Annotated in this window: 16 protein-coding genes; 6 read left to right on the top strand and 10 right to left on the bottom strand. The window is 70.6% G+C overall.

Annotated features, from left to right (window positions below; genetic code table 11):
- The first annotated feature begins 265 nt into the window (after positions 1 to 265).
- Positions 266 to 574, top strand: coding sequence for a hypothetical protein (locus BL253_RS01725; RefSeq protein ID WP_076812931.1), 309 nt, complete (start codon positions 266 to 268; stop codon positions 572 to 574).
- 44 nt (positions 575 to 618) lie between these two features.
- Here BL253_RS01725 and BL253_RS01720 read toward each other — a convergent pair whose 3' ends face one another.
- The 4 genes from BL253_RS01720 to BL253_RS01705 form a co-directional block, all read right to left on the bottom strand.
- Positions 619 to 1,044 (bottom strand): type II toxin-antitoxin system VapC family toxin, encoded by a 426-nt coding sequence (locus BL253_RS01720; RefSeq protein ID WP_158230320.1) that lies wholly within the window; start codon positions 1,042 to 1,044, stop codon positions 619 to 621.
- On the bottom strand, positions 1,041 to 1,259 hold the full coding sequence (locus tag BL253_RS01715) for a hypothetical protein (protein WP_081437904.1): 219 nt from the start codon (positions 1,257 to 1,259) through the stop codon (positions 1,041 to 1,043). The genes BL253_RS01720 and BL253_RS01715 overlap by 4 nt, the downstream gene beginning before the upstream one ends.
- A 186-nt stretch (positions 1,260 to 1,445) precedes the next feature.
- The gene (locus tag BL253_RS01710) at positions 1,446 to 1,988 is read right to left on the bottom strand and encodes a PIN domain-containing protein (RefSeq protein ID WP_076812929.1); all 543 of its coding nucleotides are present in this window, start codon (positions 1,986 to 1,988) and stop codon (positions 1,446 to 1,448) included.
- A 10-nt stretch (positions 1,989 to 1,998) separates the two neighbouring features.
- Positions 1,999 to 3,087 carry a helix-turn-helix domain-containing protein gene (locus tag BL253_RS01705; RefSeq protein ID WP_076812926.1) on the bottom strand — a complete coding sequence of 363 codons (1,089 nt, stop codon included), beginning with the start codon at positions 3,085 to 3,087 and terminating at the stop codon, positions 1,999 to 2,001.
- Positions 3,088 to 3,321: 234 nt separating this feature from the next.
- Between BL253_RS01705 and BL253_RS01700 the strand changes: the two genes are divergently transcribed.
- Both BL253_RS01700 and BL253_RS01695 read left to right on the top strand, forming a co-directional pair.
- Positions 3,322 to 3,783: a helix-turn-helix domain-containing protein gene (locus BL253_RS01700; RefSeq protein WP_198946123.1), complete on the top strand. Its 462-nt coding sequence runs from the start codon at positions 3,322 to 3,324 to the stop codon at positions 3,781 to 3,783.
- Between the two features lie 17 nt (positions 3,784 to 3,800).
- Complete coding sequence (locus BL253_RS01695) at positions 3,801 to 4,559, top strand: VapC50 family PIN domain-containing toxin (protein ID WP_338013681.1); 759 nt, start codon at positions 3,801 to 3,803, stop codon at positions 4,557 to 4,559.
- A gap of 94 nt (positions 4,560 to 4,653) precedes the next feature.
- Here the strand turns inward: BL253_RS01695 and BL253_RS01690 are convergent, their stop codons facing one another.
- Genes BL253_RS01690 through BL253_RS01680 form a run of 3 tightly spaced genes read right to left on the bottom strand, consistent with a single transcriptional unit; the run spans position 4,654 to position 7,805 of the window.
- On the bottom strand, positions 4,654 to 5,583 hold the full coding sequence (locus BL253_RS01690) for a zinc-dependent alcohol dehydrogenase (protein WP_076812921.1): 930 nt from the start codon (positions 5,581 to 5,583) through the stop codon (positions 4,654 to 4,656).
- Positions 5,580 to 6,077 carry a VOC family protein gene (locus tag BL253_RS01685; RefSeq protein ID WP_076812919.1) on the bottom strand — a complete coding sequence of 166 codons (498 nt, stop codon included), beginning with the start codon at positions 6,075 to 6,077 and terminating at the stop codon, positions 5,580 to 5,582. The genes BL253_RS01690 and BL253_RS01685 overlap by 4 nt, the downstream gene beginning before the upstream one ends.
- On the bottom strand, positions 6,078 to 7,805 hold the full coding sequence (locus BL253_RS01680; RefSeq protein WP_076812916.1) for a thiolase C-terminal domain-containing protein: 1,728 nt from the start codon (positions 7,803 to 7,805) through the stop codon (positions 6,078 to 6,080).
- Positions 7,806 to 7,871: 66 nt separating this feature from the next.
- Here BL253_RS01680 and BL253_RS01675 point away from each other — a divergent pair, with 66 nt between their 5' ends.
- The 3 genes from BL253_RS01675 to BL253_RS01665 all read left to right on the top strand — a co-directional run bounded on the left by BL253_RS01675 (position 7,872) and on the right by BL253_RS01665 (position 11,030).
- Positions 7,872 to 9,188, top strand: a complete 1,317-nt coding sequence (locus tag BL253_RS01675) for an acyl-CoA dehydrogenase family protein (RefSeq protein ID WP_076812914.1) — start codon at positions 7,872 to 7,874, stop codon at positions 9,186 to 9,188.
- Positions 9,189 to 9,280: 92 nt separating this feature from the next.
- Positions 9,281 to 10,267: a phosphotransferase family protein gene (locus BL253_RS01670; protein WP_198946128.1), complete on the top strand. Its 987-nt coding sequence runs from the start codon at positions 9,281 to 9,283 to the stop codon at positions 10,265 to 10,267.
- 58 nt (positions 10,268 to 10,325) lie between these two features.
- Entirely contained in the window at positions 10,326 to 11,030 is a 705-nt protein-coding gene (locus BL253_RS01665) for a GntR family transcriptional regulator (protein ID WP_076812911.1), read from the top strand.
- A 135-nt stretch (positions 11,031 to 11,165) separates the two neighbouring features.
- On the opposite strand, the gene BL253_RS01660 is transcribed toward BL253_RS01665, so the two are convergent.
- The 3 genes from BL253_RS01660 to BL253_RS01650 form a co-directional block, all read right to left on the bottom strand.
- On the bottom strand, positions 11,166 to 12,677 hold the full coding sequence (locus BL253_RS01660; RefSeq protein WP_076812908.1) for a class I adenylate-forming enzyme family protein: 1,512 nt from the start codon (positions 12,675 to 12,677) through the stop codon (positions 11,166 to 11,168).
- Between the two features lie 262 nt (positions 12,678 to 12,939).
- Positions 12,940 to 14,127, bottom strand: a complete 1,188-nt coding sequence (locus BL253_RS01655) for a cytochrome P450 (protein WP_076812907.1) — start codon at positions 14,125 to 14,127, stop codon at positions 12,940 to 12,942.
- 481 nt (positions 14,128 to 14,608) lie between these two features.
- Entirely contained in the window at positions 14,609 to 15,700 is a 1,092-nt protein-coding gene (locus BL253_RS01650) for a phosphotransferase family protein (RefSeq protein WP_076812904.1), read from the bottom strand.
- Positions 15,701 to 15,717: the final 17 nt, after the last annotated feature.

The raw sequence follows: 15,717 nt of genomic DNA, 5'->3' as shown, positions 1-15,717 counted from the left end.
TCCGGCGCACCGAACCAGACGTCCATGCCACCTCGCGCGCCCCGGCCCCGGACGCGCGAACCGCTCATGATCTGGTGGAATCCTCGGCGTCCGGCGTCAGGAATCCTTCCAGATCACGAAAAGCGGCAGCCCGCCCGCGGCCGGCATTCGGCCGCGGGCGGACGCGTCTCCACCGACAGCCAGCACTTCCGCATTCCGGCACTCCCGCATTCCGGCCGCCGCTTTCCGCGGCGCCCGGTCCCGTCATCGACGAGGAGATACAACGTTGCAGATCAAGAGCGGCGCCCGGCTACGTAGCCAGGTAGATGGCACCGAACTCGTGGTCGTGCGCCCGCTTCCCGGGGATGTGGACCTGACCTGCGGCGGCCACCCGATGGTCGACGTCAAGGCGCAGCCCCAGCCGGGACTGACCGTCCTCGCCGACGCGGCCGGCGGAACCCAGCAGGGGAAGCGCTACACCCTGGGCGACACCGGCCTGGAGGTCCTGGTGACGAAGGCGGGCACAGGCTCGCTCGCCCTCGGCGCCGAACCGCTCGCCCTCAAGGAGGCCCGCCCCCTCCCCTCCAGCGACTGACTGCCCRGAAGGTCTGGGATACGGAAGGCCGGCCGCGTATCCCATCAGACAGAGGCGATCCGCACCCGGGCGTCGGCACCGGCGAGGGCCGTGATGTCGCGCGGATCGCTCGTCATAATCACCACTGGGCCGCTGCCTGCGACGTGTCGCGCGGTCGCCACCACCATGGCATCCACAACGGTGCCTCCGCCCGCGAGCAGCCGGCCGGCCTCGCGGGCGAGCGACTCATCGAGCGGGTGCACGTCGCTGACGGACTTCAGTACGCGGTTGACCGCCGCGTCCCGCGGCCCGTCGCCGCGGACCAGCTCGGCGATGACGGGAGCGGGAACCCAGACCTGAGACTGTTCGCGAAGCGCCGCGGCGAGCAGGGTTCGTGCCGCCTTGTCGAGACGCGACAGGGCGATGACCGCGCCGGTGTCCAGCACGAACGGCACACCGAGGTCGCTACCCGCCGCCCGTCGCCTGCTCACGGCCGGAACCACCGGCGCGCCTCCTCGATGTCCTCCTCAGGGACAGGGCCGGCCTCGGCGTCGGCGGTGGTGAGGAACTCGGTCAGCCGGTCGTGTTGCAGCCGCTGGCGTAGCGCGGCATTGACATAGGCCGAGAGCTCTCGCGGGCCGACCCGTTCGCGGGCCTCCCGGACCAGGTCCGAATCGAGCGTGAGCGACACCTTGGTCACCGGCACGGCTCCAATCCTACTGCGAAGGCGATAGCGAGTCCGGGTCTTCGCCTGTGAGCCGAGCGGCGTTTCGAGGCCGTGCGACCGACTGGACCCGCGGCACCGGCCAGTCATCCGGATCGACGGATCACAGTGTCGGGTTAGACCCTGATGGCTTAGACACTATCTGACCGTTGCGATAAGGCCGCGAGGTCAGCGGGCCAGCCATTTGTCGAAGGTCGGCCGGTCGGTGACGCCGGGCGGGCCGCCGCGGTGGTGCGCGCGCAGCGTCTGGACGCAGCCCCACAGCGAATCCGGCTCGACGAGGCCCRCTCGGGCGGCGACGTGCAGGAGGTGCCAGGTACGGACGACGCGGACGCCATGCCGGGTGGCGAGCCGGACGGCGTCGTTGTCGTCGGTGACGAAGTAGCCGTCGATCCGGCGCCGGATCATGATCGCGAGTGTCTCGGCCTCGCCCAGGTGCCGGTGCGGGCGGTCACCAGGGCTGGCCAGCTCCTCCCGGAGGCTTAGGGTCTCCCGGAGCTCCGCCGCGTTGGGAAACCACGGCCGGCCGAAGATGCTCCTGGCGGCGCTCAGGGCGGTGAGCTCGGGGCGCCGCGCGGACGCGTCGCATTCGGTGGCGACAGTCGCGCACCACCGGCCGTTGCCGTTCGCCAGCCGCTCCAGCAGGTCCATTCGGCCGAGCAGGGCGAAGTTGATCAAAACTGTGTTGTCCGGGAAGAGAAGGACGGTCACTCCTCGGAGTTCAGAGGCCCAGCGCCGCGGAGAGATCGTCGACGTCCACTTCGGGCACGGCGGGTACGTCGACCTCCAGCGCGTCGGGGTCGATGCCGAGCATCCAGGCGAGCGTGCCCTTGCCGAGGGTGCCGGACTCGATACCGGCGAGGTGCGCCTCCTGAAGCGGAAGCGGGAAACGGCGGCGGGCGGCGGCGTCCATGCGCAGGGTGATCTCGTCGAAGCTCGCGTCGACGGCCCAGTGACGTCGTAGCAGGCGTTGGGTCGGCTGACCGGCCCATTCCCGGACGATCGGCGGCAGCTGACCGTTCAGGGCATTCAGCCGGCGGGCGAGCGCGTCGATGGACACTCCCCACTGCCACAGGATCTCGGCCAGGCCGGCCGCGTCCAGCGAGTCCCAGTCGACCGGGGCGAGTAGCGCGCGCGGAAGGAGCAGGTCGGCGGCGAACGCGTTCGCCGCCGCCTCGTGCCGGTCCCGCTCGACTTCGGGCAGTCCCTGATCGTGGTGAGCGAGCGCGAGGTGGCCCAGTTCGTGGGCTATCGACCAGTTCTCCCAGAACCAGTTGCCCGTCGCCGGCAGGACGATCACTCGATGCCCACCGAGCGTGAACGAGTACGCGGTGGACAGCTCGGCGACCCGCACGACGTCGACGCCGAACCGGGCCTCCAGCCGATCCGCGAACGGCCGCACGAAGTCCTCGCCCAGCGCGGCCCGGATCCGGTCGGCGGTCGCCGGGAGCCGGCAGACCGGTTTCCCTGGGAGTCCGCCCTGGCTGTATGTCAGCGCGACGTCGCGCAGCACCTGGTCGTCGGCCTCACGGTCGGGGACGTCCCGCCGGCCCGTCTCGTGGTCGAACCGGTGCCGCGCCGCGACCACCAGCCGGTGCGGGTCGGGCTCCCCCGTGATCAGCCAGTGGATGTCGGCGTCGAGCTCGTCGGCCAGCCGCGCGAGCTCGATCGACGAGAACGCCCGTTTACCGTTCAGCGCGCGCGAGAACGCGTCGGGCGTCATCCCCACCCGCTCCGCAATGTCCCGATGCAGAGCCCCCGGCCGCCCCCGCCCGACCTGCTCCAACACCCGCTCCCCGATCCCGGTCACCTGACCACAGTATATGATCGATTGGCAATTTCCCAACGACCCCCCACCGAGCCCTCCGGGCCGCAAGCTTCTGCCACCGACGCCATCGACGCCGCGTCCCGCCGCCGGCCGTCGGCGCGGCAGGCGCCGGCCGCAGCCCGCAGTCGTTTTCGACGCCTGGCCCGGGCCCGGCTCCAGCACGACCATCGACTTGCGTTTTTTTCGAATATGCGTAGCCATGAGATCATGGTCGCCGTGATTCGAGAGAGAACTGTCCTGCCACCCGCGGACGGCGCCGACCTCGCCCGGTTCGCACGCGGACTGGCCCGGGTCCCGGAGTCGGCGCACGCAAGGTTGGTCGGCCCCGACGGCTCCGAGCTGCTGGTTCCCCAAGAGATCTACGAGGTCCTACGAGACGCGGTGACCGCCCTGTCACAGGGTCTCGCGATCACCATCGCGCCGCACAACACGCTGCTCACCACCCAGGAAGCCGCCGACCTGCTCAACATCTCGAGACCCACCCTCGTGCGCCTCCTGACTGACGGCGAGATCGCTTACACCATGCGCGGTCGCCACCGCCGCGTCCTGCTCCACGATGTCCTCGACTACCGCGACCGCTCTCGCCGCGACCGTCGCGAGGCCCTCGACCAGATGGCCGCGGACGCAGAGAAGGATGATCTCTACAACCTGACCGCGACTCCCAAGTCCACCCGCTGATATGAGGCGCCGCGACCCTGCCCGCGCTGCTTGATGCCTGTGTGCTCTACCCGGCCTATCTGTGCGACACGCTGCTCCGCCTCACCGAGGCAGACGTCTACCGACCGCTCTGGTCAGACGACATCCTGATAGAACTTCGGCGCAATGTCCTTGCGGCGGGCCTGCCAGCCGACCGCATCGACAAACGCCTGGGTAACATGCGCCGCTACTTTCCTGACGCCACCGTCACCGGCTACGAGCACCTCGTCGACGGCATGACCAACGACGCAAAGGACCGCCACGTTCTGGCCGCCGCGGTGCGTGCGAACGCGGAGGCCATCGTCACCTTCAATCTTCGCGACTTCCCGGCGCCTTCCCTCAAGCCGTACGACCTGACAGCCATACACCCGGACGAGTTCCTCCTCGACCAGCTCGATCTCTACCCCGAACTCACCATCGAGGTGTTGGAGCGCCAGGCGGCGTCCTACCGCCGCGAGCCCACGACCGTCGCCGGACTACTTCCCTTGCTGGCACGCACCGGCCTCCCCCGCTTCACGCCGAGGTACGGCGCCACCTCCGCTAATCGCGATCGACGCCGCGTACCCGGCTTCTTCCAGGGCGGCGATGACGATCGTGACAAGCTGAGGGAACCTGTCACGTCGCCGCCAGCTGGTGAACAGTCGACGTCCCGCTCAGGCGGCTGCCGACGCCGTGGCCTGGACGGAGTAGCCACCCGCGAGAGCCAGCCCATACGGGCCCCGCTGGCAGCCAACGCGACCCGCGCGATCCGTTCGTGATGTTCGTCCATCCGGGTCTACGCGGTCGCCGCGATCCGACTGATCCCGACGTATCCGCTCCACGCAAACCGCCGGCGCCGATTGATGAAATGGGTCAAGGTTCGACGACGACGCGGAAGACGCCCCTGGAGCGGTCCCGGGCGGTGTCGAAGGCGGCGGGGGCGTCGTCGATCGGGTAGCGGTGCGAGATCAGCAGGTCGGGCAGGTCGGGTCGGGACGCGAGCATGTCGGCCACCTCGGCGAACTCCCGACGGCCGTCGTGGGCGCTGTAGCCGAGCGACGGGCGCAGCGCGACCTCTTTCAGCGCGAGCTGCGCATGGGGCAGCCGCACGTCCTCCAGAATCCCGGCGTAGACGACGCTCCCCCGGTGGCGGGCCAGCTCGATGGCCCGGTGCAGCGCGCCCTCGTTCCCGCCGGTCTCGACCACGACGTCGTACAGGCCGCTCGGCGCTGTCGCGCCGATCCGTTCGCGGGCCTCGTGCTGGTGGGGGTGGCGGGCCTCGACGGACACCTCGGCGGCGCCCAGGGCCTGGGCCGCCGCGGCGGCCAGAATGCCGATGCCCCCGGCGCCCACGACGGCGACCCGGGATCCGGGCCCGACGCCGCCCAGCCGGCAGGCGTGCCAGGCGACCGAGCCGGGCTCGACCAGGCAGGCGTCCCACACAGCCAGGCCGGCTGGCAGGGGCAGGAGCGCGCGGCGCGGCGCGCGGAAGTACTCGCTCATCCCGCCGGGCGCGGTCATGCCGGGCGCGCTGGTCAGCAGCGTCGCGCAGAACTGGTAGTCGCCCGCGTCGCAGTGCGGGCAGTTCCCGCAGCCGGTGATCGCCTCGACGGCGACGGCGGTGCCGTCGGCCAGGGTGCCGGAGATCTCGTGGCCGGCGATCTGCCGGCTCCCGTAGCGCAGGTACAGGAAGTCGGACGCGCAGATGCTGACGGCGGCCACCCTGACCAGCTCGCCGTCCCCCGCCGGCTCGTCGACCTCCACGACCTCGACGCCAGGCGGGGCGTTACGGACGGCCTTCACGCGCTCGCCTCCTCGTTCGCGGTCGACGCTGCCGACAGCAGCGTCCGCATGTCCCGCAGCACCGACCGGTTGACGACCTCGATGCGCAGGCCGGCGCTGGTCGTGTGGTAGGCGAACCCGCTCGGGTGGGTCGGCCCGGATCCGCAGGTCTCCAGGGGAAGCCCGGCGTCGGCCAGCGCCCGGGAGGAGGCGACGAGATCGTCGACGAAGTAGCCGATGTGGTGGATCGCGCCGCCGTTCGACGGCATCCAGGTCGTGCCGGGGACCTGTTCGATGAGCTCCAACATCGGCTCGTCCAGCGAGTACACCATCCGCAGCAGCACGGTCGTCTCCCCCGCCGGCGTCCACACCGCCGTCGGGTGCTCGACCGCCGGCATCCAGCGGTAGCCCGCCAGCCGGGTGAGCTGCGCCATCGACGCGACAAGATCGTCGACAACGATGCAGGTGTGGTAAAGATCCGTCGCCCGCATGGGTAACGGGCAGGGCACGTCCATTCAGGACCTCCGAAGAAGGATCGCGCCGGCCGGAGCGAGGCCGCCGGTGCTGACCGCGGCGACCGAGCAACCGTCGACCTGGCGGGCCCCGCCCTCGCCGCGCAGCTGGACCACCGCCTCGTGGATCATTCCCATGCCGTGCGTGCGACCGGCCGAGAGCTGGCCCCCGTGGGTGTTCAGCGCCACGACCCCGTCCTTGAGGGCGATGTTGTGGCCACCGGCGACGAAGTCGGCGGCCTCGCCGATGCCACAGAACCCGAGGGCCTCCAGCCAGGACAGGCAGTTGAAGGAGAACCCGTCGTACAGCTCGGCCACCTGGACGTCGGCCGGCCGCAGCGACGTGCGCGACCACAGGTGCGCGGACGGCCCGAGGGTCTGCGGCTCGTGGCTCATCGTGCTCTGATGCCACAGGAAGCGCTCGGTGATCTGGGTGCCGACCGCCTCGACCAGGACCGGCGGTTTGGGGCGGTCGTGGGCCGTCTCCACCGCGGAGACGACGACGGCGAGGCTCGCGTCCATCGGCACGTCGCAGTCGTACAGCCCGAACGGCGTCGTGATCATCCGGGCGCCCAGGTAGTCGTCCATGGTCATGGGCTCGCGGTACACGGCATCGGGATTGAGCGCCGCGTTGGCCCGCTGGTTGATCGCGATCCAGCCCAGCGCCTCACGCGTCGCGCCGTAGCGGTGGAAGTAGTTCGAGGCGATCATCGCGAGGTTGAGGGCGACCGAGCCGACTCCGTACGGGGCGACGTACCCCTGCGGGCCGGCCACCCGGCCGGTGCGGCCGATACCGTACGGGCTGCCGCCTCCCGGGTTGGCCGCCCGCTGCTGGGCGGCGTAGGTGGCCTGCCACACCGTCCGGAAGCACAGGACGTGACGGGCCAGGCCACTGGCGACGGCGAGCATCGCGGCGACGACGGCGCCGCCGGGGCCGAACGTCTCCGAGCCGCCGTTGTACCAGGTCGGGCGGATCCCGAGCGCGTCCGCGACCGCCGTCACGCCGCCCTCGGTGAAGCCGCCGATCAGCTCGCCACCCGGGAACGTCGACAGCCCGTCGATGTCCGACAGATCGAGGCCCGCGTCGGCGACCGCCGACTTCGCCGCCGCCACGGCGAGTGTGATCGGCGGCAGCATGAGCCGCCGGCCGACCGGCGACATGCCGATGCCGGTGATCGCGACCCGGTCCTCGAACTTGTCGGCCCGCGCCATCGGCCGGACGTGCCGGGCGTGCTCGCCGGGGGCGATCGGGTCGTCGGGCAGTCCGCCGGTCACAGGGGCGCCGGCGTCGTCCCGGACCGGCGCGAACACCGGCAGCCACACGTCCTCGACGGGCTCGAACCGGACGCGGAAGCGCTGCCCGACAGCCGCCTCGTCCAGCGCCACGTCGACCAGGTTCGCGATCAGCCGGACGCGCGGGTCCTCGTCCAGGGCGACCGAGCCGATGACGAACGGCGGCGGGAACGCCGGCTCCCAGGGCTGGTGGTTCGTGGTGACGCCGACGAGGGTGCCGAGCCCGCTGACCTCGGCGACGCCGAGTCGGTCGGAGTGGCAGTAGCAGCACACCGGCTGGGGCGGGTGCAGCAGGGAGGCGCAGTCCTCGCACCGCTGGATCCRCAGGACGCCGTCCCGGCCGGCGGTCCAGTAGCTGGCGTTGAGGTCGTYGAGGGCCGGGAGGGGGCGGGCCGGCAGGGGGGTCCGGACCGGCGGAGGGCTCGCGTCGGACGTCATAGCCAGATAATATATTTGCTACTTGCTACTTGAGAAAGTGGTTAGGCCATCCTCGGGAGGTACGCAGTGTGGGAGTTCGAGACCGAGCCCGAGTTCCAGGAGAAGCTGGACTGGGCCGAGCAGTTCGTGCGCGAGGAGGTCGAGCCCCTCGACGCGCTGTGGCGGCACAAGGTGTTCGAGCGGCCGATCGACCCGACGCTGGCCCGCATCGTCGGGCCCCTCAAGCAGCAGGTGCGTGACCACGGGCTCTGGGCCTGCCACCTCGGCCCCGAGCTCGGCGGCCCGGGCTACGGCCAGGTCAAGCTCGCCCTCCTGAACGAGCTCATCGGGCGCGCGGCCTGGGGCCCGGTCATCTTCGGCACCGCGGCGCCCGACACCGGCAACGCGGAGATCCTCGCCCACTACGGCACCGACGAGCAGAAGCGCCGCTACCTGCAGCCGCTGCTCGACGGCGACATCGTCTCCTGCTTCGCCATGACCGAGCCCCAGGGCGGCTCCGACCCGAGGGTCTTCACCACCACCGCCGTCCGCGAGGGCGACGAGTGGGTGATCAACGGTCTGAAGTTCATGGCCTCGCACGCCAAGTGGGCCGCGTTCTACATCGTCATGACCGTGACGAGCCCCGACGTCGACATCCACCGCGGGGCGTCGATGTTCATCGTGCCGGCCGACACGCCTGGCATCGTGATCGAGCGCAACATGGCGCTGTTCGGCCACGAGCCGGTCGGTGAGGGCACGCACGGCCTGGTCCGCTTCACCGACGTCCGCGTGCCGGCCGAGAACATCCTCGGCGGCGAGGGGCAGGCCTTCGCCATCAGCCAGACCCGGCTCGGCGGCGGGCGCATCCACCACGCCATGCGTACCGTGAGCCAGGCCCGGCGGGCGCTGGACATGATGGTCGAGCGGGCGCTGAGCCGGGAGACCCGCGGCAGCCTGCTCGCCAAGAAGCAGTCGGTGCAGAACTACATCGCCGACTCGTACGCCGAGCTGACGCAGTTCCGCCTGTTCGTCCTCTACGTGGCCTGGCGGATCGACAAGATGAAGGACTACCAGGCCGTGCGGCACGACATCGCCGCGGTGAAGGTCCTCACCCCGCAGGTGATGCACAACATCACCCAGCGGGCCCTGCAGGTGCATGGCGCCCTCGGGACGACGAGYGACCTGCCGCTGAACGAGTGGTTCTCCGGCTCGATGATCCTCGGCCTCGCCGACGGCCCCACCGAGGTGCACCGGCTGACGGTCGCCCGCGCGGTGCTGAAGGAGGGCAAGCCGGCCGAGGGGCTGTGGCCGACAGCCTGGCTGCCGGTCCGTCAGGAGCACGCCCGCAAGAAGTACGCGGAGTTCCTGGAGGCCGGGGCCGAGGTCGAGGACGCGAACCAGTGAGCACCACCTCCCAGAGCGGCTCCGCCGACCTGGCGCGAGCCGCTGTGCCGAGCGACGCGCCGACCATCGACGTCGAGGCGCTGGGGCGCTGGATGGACGCACGCGACCTGCCGGGGCAGGGCGTGGCGGTCCAGGCCCGGCTGCTGTCGGGCGGGCGGCAGAACGAGATCTTCGAGGTCCGCCGGGGTGACTTCAGCGCGGCTCTGCGCAGGCCGCCCGCGGCGGCGCCGGCCGAGCGTGACGCCGGGATCCTGCGGGAGTGGCGGCTCATCGAGGCGCTCACCGGGACCGACGTGCCGGTCGCCGACGCCATCGCGGCCTGCGACGACCCGAGCGTGATCGGCCGTCCGTTCTACCTCATGGACGTGGTCGACGGCTGGTCGGTGATGAACACGCCCGGCTGGTGGGCGCCGCCGTTCGACACCGACCTCGCCGCCCGCGGCGAGCTGGCCTACGAGCTCATCGACGGCATCGTGCTGATGGGCGCCGTCGACTGGAGAGCCCGCGGCCTCGGTGACCTCGGGCGGCCCGACGGCTACCACGACCGGCAGGTCGAGCGCTGGACCCGCTTCTACCAGCGGATCCGGGCCCGCGAGGTCCCCGGACTGGACGAGGCGACCGCCTGGCTCGCCCACCACCGGCCGCTCGACTTCGTGCCGGGCATCATGCACGGGGACTACCAGTTCCCGAACGTGATGTTCCGCCACGGCGCGCCCGGGCGGCTCGCGGCCATCCTCGACTGGGAGATGGGCACGGTCGGCGACCCGAAGCTGGATGTCGCCTGGGCGCTGCACAGCTGGCCGGAGGACCCCACCGGGCCTTCGGACAACGAGTACCTCGTCGGCATGCCGTCCCGGTCCGCGCTCCTCGCGTTCTACGCCGAACGGTCGGGCCGGCAGGTCGACGACTTCGACTACTACCTCGTACTGGCAAAATGGAAACTCGCGATCGTGCTCGAGCAGGGATACCAGCGCGCGAACGGCGACCCGAAGCTCGAGGACTTCGGCGGGTACGTGGTCAAGTACATGCGGGAGGCGGCGGAGATCGCCGAGTCGAGCGGCTACCCCGCGGTGTCGTGACGGAGGTGGGAACGGTGCTCGTCACGTCGACGGCGTCGACCGACCGCGTGAGCCATTCGTGAGCACACACGACGTCGACCCGAGCGCGATCCGCAGGTTCGCCTCGGGTCGGCGGGCCTACGGCAACCTCAAGGACGAGGCGGCCGACTTCATCCGGGACGCGATCGTCTCCGGCGCGCTCCCGCCCCGCAGCAAGGTCGACCAGGACGAGATCGCGGACACGCTGGGGATCAGCCGCGCCCCGGTCCGCGAGGCCCTCATCGAGCTGGCGCAGAAGGGCTTCGTCGACGCCATACCCCGCCGCGGCGCGTTCGTGGCCGAGGTGACCGCCGAGGACATCGAAGACCACTACGAGGTGGTCGCGCTGGTGTCGGGAATGACGGCGAAACGGGCGGTCAAGAGGCTGACGCCGGCGGAGCTCGCGGAGCTCCGCCGGCTGCACCAGCAGATCGCCGCGACCGGCGATGTGGCCCAGATACAGGCCCTCAACCGCCGGTTCTTCCACGTGATCGCGAACGCCGGGAGATCGCCGCGCCTCGACACGATCCTGCGGTTCCTCGGCGGCGCGCTGCAGGGCAGCTTCTACTTCGACGCGCCCGGGTGGGTAAGCAACGAGGCGACCTACCGCGGGCGGATGCTCGACGCGATCGAGGCGGGCGACGTGCCGGCGACGGCGCGGATCAGCGAGGAACACGTCCGTTCCTGCGCCGCCGTCACCGCCGAACACCTACGCACCCGCGGCTACTGGCCCGGCGCCGCCTAGATCCGCCTGGATCCGCCTGGATCCGCCGGGCACCGCCCCGTCAACGTCCGTCAGATCACCGCGACCGTGTCGTCGTCGTCGCGGATTCCGCCAGATCACGACCGCGACGACACGCTCACGGTGATCATGAACTCATTACTCGGGGATCTCCCTGAGCCCGGCGAGGGCGCTTCGGTTGATCTTGCCGGAGTCGGCGCGGCCGAGGTCGTCGACGAGCTCGAACGTCCTGGGGACCTTGTAGCCGGCGAGATGCCGTTTGCAGTGGGAGCGGAGCGTGTCCGCGAGCMCGTCCCGGCTCGCCTCCGGCCTCGGCTGGATGATCGCGTGCACCCGCCGGCCCCACTCGGCGTCGCGCAGGCCGATCACCACGGCGTCCTCGACGTCCGGGTGCCGCAGCAGCACGGCCTCGACCTCGGAGACGTAGACGTTGGCCCCGCCGGTCACGACCATGTCGGTGCGGCGGTCGGCGATGTAGAGATAACCGTCCTCGTCCAGCCGGCCGAGGTCGCCGATGGAGATGTAGCCGCCGGGCCGGGTGCGCGGCGCGACCTGGCCGACATAGCGGACATCCCGCCTTCCCTGGACCGGGCGGAAGTAGAGCTCGCCCACCTCCCCCGCCGGCAGTTCCGCTCCGTTCTCGTCGACGACCAGGACCTCGGTTCCCGTCGGGCGCCCGACGCTGCCCGGATGCCGCAGCCATTCATCCCCGCGGATCTGCGCGCTGCAGACTCCCTCCGAGGACCCATAGCCCATGATGAAGCGCTCCGGGCCGACGAGGTCGATCCATTCTCGAACCACCCACTCCGGGCAGGCACCAGCACCCTGGATTACCCGGCTGAGGCTGGAAAGGTCTCTCTCGCGGACACCCGGGCTGCGCGACAACCGGATCAGCATGGTCGGCACGAACGCCGCCATGGCGACCCTTTCCTGCTCGATGAGGTCGAGCACGCGCTCCGCGTCGAACCGGGACACGAGAACGTTCCGGTAACCGTCCACGAGGGTGTGGTGCAGCATCGCGAAGCCCTGGGTGTGGTAAAGCGGCGAGCAGACCAGGTTGACGGGATGATGAGTCCCGGCGGTGTCCGCGAAAAGCGCGGCGCCGACCGCTCGCGCTCCGGAGGGCACGACCGTCGACGCCGAGGAGGCGATCAGTTTCGGCGCCCCGGTCGACCCTCCCGACGCTATGAGCCACGCCGGACTCGCCACGACCGGCGGAAACGCCGCGGGCCGGTCGGCGCCGTCGGCGCGCGCCAGCTCGTCGGCGGCCACCTCCCGGTCGGCGCCGGGCCGGCCATCCACCACGACCACGGCCGGACTGGCCAGCTCGAGCAACCGCCGGCGCTCGGGCAGTGGCAGGTCCGGGCGCAGCGGCAGCACGGTCGCGCCCAGTCGCCACGCGCCAAGAGTGCAGACGACATGCGCGGCGCGATTGGGCAGCTCGACGCAGACGACATCCCCGGGCCGTATCCCAAAACCGTTCAACCGGGCGGCGACCAGATTACTTCGCCGCGCGACCTCACCCCACGTCAGCGTCTCGCCACCTAATGCCGTGGTCGTCAGCGCAATGAGTTCCGGATGCGCGGCGGCCAGCTCGTCCATACGCTCCGGCCAGGTCAGGTGACCCACCGGCGCGGTCATCGCGGTCATGAACCGATACTAGAACGAGGTACCCTGACAATCCACGGAATGAAGGCGCGCGGGAATACGCCCGTTCGGGTTCACCACGATGGCGGACGACGGTCGCGTACCGGTGGCGGCCGTATTCCCTGATCTTTTCGGATCGTTCGCGGGGTTCTTCCCGGGCTGCCGGCGCCACGCCGGCGACAGCAGGTGGAGCCTGGTCGCGCGAAAGGCGCYTGTCCGCGCATCCGGACAGGCGCCTTTCGTCGTTGTCGGGCGGGTGACGGCGCTACAGGGTGATGGGCAGGCGCTTGTGGCCGCGGACGGTGCTGGTGTGCAGCATCTCGAGGCCGTCCCGGTCGATCTCCCATTTCGGGAAGCGGCGCAGCGTCTCCTCCAGGGCGGCCCGCGTCTCCAGCCGGGCGAGCGCCGCGCCGAGGCAGAAGTGGATCCCGTGGCCGAGGGAGACGTGGCCGTCGACCTTGCGGCGGATGTCGAACCGGTCCGGGTCGGGGAACCTGCGCTCGTCGCGGCCGGCGGACGCGGTCAGCAGCAGCACCCTGGACTTCGCCGGGATCGTCACGCCGTGCAGCTCGACGTCCCGGATGGCGGTACGGCCCTGCACCGCCGACGGCGCGGCGTAGCGCAGCAGCTCCTCGACGCCGTTCGGGATCAGTCCCGGGTCCTCGACGAGGTCGGCGCGCGCGTCCGGGTTCTCGGCGAGGATGAGGCCCGCCCAGCCGACCAGTCGGGCGACGGTCTCCGTCCCGGTGCTGACGAGCAGGCAGGCGAAGTCGGTCGCCTCCTCGATGGTCAGCCGGCGGGTGCCGCCGTCCTCGGTGCGCATCTCCGCCTCGACGAGCGCGGTCATCATGTCGTCGCGCGGCTTCGTCCGCCGGGACTCGATCGCGTCGCCGAAGTAGTCGTACAACTTGATCTGGGCGCCGAACGAGATGTCGTTGACGATGCCCTTGTTCTCGTCGATGTGGAACGCCTGGTCGATCGTCCGGCGGATCTCCTCGCGGTCCGCCGGGTCGACGCCGAGCAGCTCGGACATGACCCTCGACGGCAGCTGGGCGGAGAMGTCCTGGACGTAGTCGAAGCCGGCGGAGCCGAGGTGCGGGTCGAGCAGCTCGGCGCACACCGACCGGATGTAGGGCTCCAGCTCGGCGATGCGCCGCGGGGTGAACGCCCGGGAGACCAGCAGGCGGATCGCGGTGTGCGCCGGCGGGTCCTTGAAGATCATGAAGCCGGTGTCCATCGGCTCCGAGCTCATGATCTCCAGCACCGTGCCGTAGACGGAGCTGAAAGTCGCCGGGTCACGGTGGGCGGCGTCAATGTCCTCGTGCCGGGACAGCGCGTAGAAATCGAGGCGGTCGTTGCGGTAAACGGGCGCCTCGTCACGCAGCCGCCGCCAGACCGGGTACGGGTCCACGTCGATCGCCTTGTCGAACGGGTCCCAGTAAAGATCACGCACTACCGAAGCCCTCGTCCCCGTGATTGCAATTGGCATTCGCTCGACCAAATCGGAGCATAGCCGGCGGCGGAGATCGCACTGGGCGGCGACCGTGAGGCCYGGTGGGGAGTGCGTCACACCGGATTTCCATTCCCATCAATAGAACTACATTCCGACAATGGCCAAAAGGGGGCGTCGCCCTGCGCGTCCGCTCCCTCACCGGGCGGCATATCGCGCGCACTCTCCGGGCACGCCGTGGCTAATTTCCGGCCGATCTCATGGGCACAGCCCTGAACTGTCGCCCATCCGTCAATGACCGGACAGGCGGCGGTCGTCGCGCCCGGGTCCTCGCATGGTCTGTCATCGCGAGGCAGGATCGAACCAGGACGCGCACGGATCTCAGGCCCTCCCTCATGGCTGGTTTTCCCGTGTGCGACGCCCTCTCGGCCGGATCCCCACGTTTAGGCCATACCCGTGGCTGCGCCCCGTCAATACATGGTCTTCAGGTGGGCCGGCTTTCGGTCAGGATCCGCAGGGCGCGGCGGGAGAGCATTCCGACCCTTTCCCCGCGGGAGGCCATCCGTTCGTCGGTCGACTCACCGCGGGCGTAGCGGGCATAGAGCTGCTGGCAGATGACGGCGATCCGCCAGCAGGCGAACGCCTCGTACCAGGCGATGGCGGTCAGGTCGAGGCCGCTGCGCACGGCATAGCGGTCGACCACCTCCGCACGGGTCGGCAGGCCCAGCGTCTCCATACCGGGGTCGTGTATGGCATGGTCGTCGCCCGTGTCCGCCGGGTCGGGCCAGTAGCTCAACAGCGTGCCCAGGTCGGCCAGCGGGTCGGCGAGCGTGGCCATGTCCCAGTCGAAGACGGAGGTGACCCGGTCGGGGCGACCGGACGTGAACTGACAGTTGTTGACCTTGAAGTCGTTGTGCACGAGCGCCGCCACCTGGCTGGCGGGCAGGCGGCGGGACAGCAGGTCGGCGGCGCTCACCATCGCCGCGTCGTGCGCCGGGTCGGCCCACTGGGCGACCCGGCCCCAGCGGTCACGCCATCCGGACAGCTGCCGCTCGAGAAAACCATCGGAACGCCCGAGCCGGTCCAGGTCGCAGGCCGCCGGGTCGACCGCGTGCAGGTCCGCGAGCGCGTCGACGGTCGCGAGCCCCAGCTGGCGCGCGGCGGCGCGTCCGCCCAGCTCGGGCGGGATCACCCCCCACACCACGATGCCGGGGCGGTATTCCGAGACCAGGAAGTCGCTGCCGGCCACGTCCGCGTCGTCGCAGAACAGGAATCCGCGCGGCGCTCGGTCATAGACCCGCCACAGCCGGGAGAGCACCCGGTGCTCGCGGCGCATGTCGTGAGCCCCCGGCGCTATGACGCCGAACGGGGGGCGCCGCAGGACGAAACGCCGGTCACCGAAACTCACCAGGTAGGTGAGGTTGGCCGACCCGTTCGGGAACTGCGCCACGGCCATCGGCCCGTCGACGTCGAGCCGCGGGGCCAGATAGTCCCGGATCCTGTCCCAGTCCAGCTCCTGCCCGGGGCGGACGGGCGCCACCTCGGGCGGGATGCCCGGCGCTGGCGTCTCGGTCATGCCATCCTCGCCCAGCT

The organism is Pseudofrankia asymbiotica (genome assembly GCF_001983105.1).
GTDB lineage: Bacteria > Actinomycetota > Actinomycetes > Frankiales > Frankiaceae > Pseudofrankia > Pseudofrankia asymbiotica.
This window is presented reverse-complemented; position numbering and strand designations above follow the sequence as displayed.

Excerpts from the sequence above, each read along its gene's own strand:
- BL253_RS01685 (WP_076812919.1), bottom strand. The coding sequence starts at position 6,077 with ATGGACGTGCCCTGCCCGTTACCCATGCGGGCGACGGATCTTTACCAC.
- BL253_RS01670 (WP_198946128.1), top strand. The coding sequence starts at position 9,281 with ATGGACGCACGCGACCTGCCGGGGCAGGGCGTGGCGGTCCAGGCCCGG.
- BL253_RS01650 (WP_076812904.1), bottom strand. The coding sequence starts at position 15,700 with ATGACCGAGACGCCAGCGCCGGGCATCCCGCCCGAGGTGGCGCCCGTC.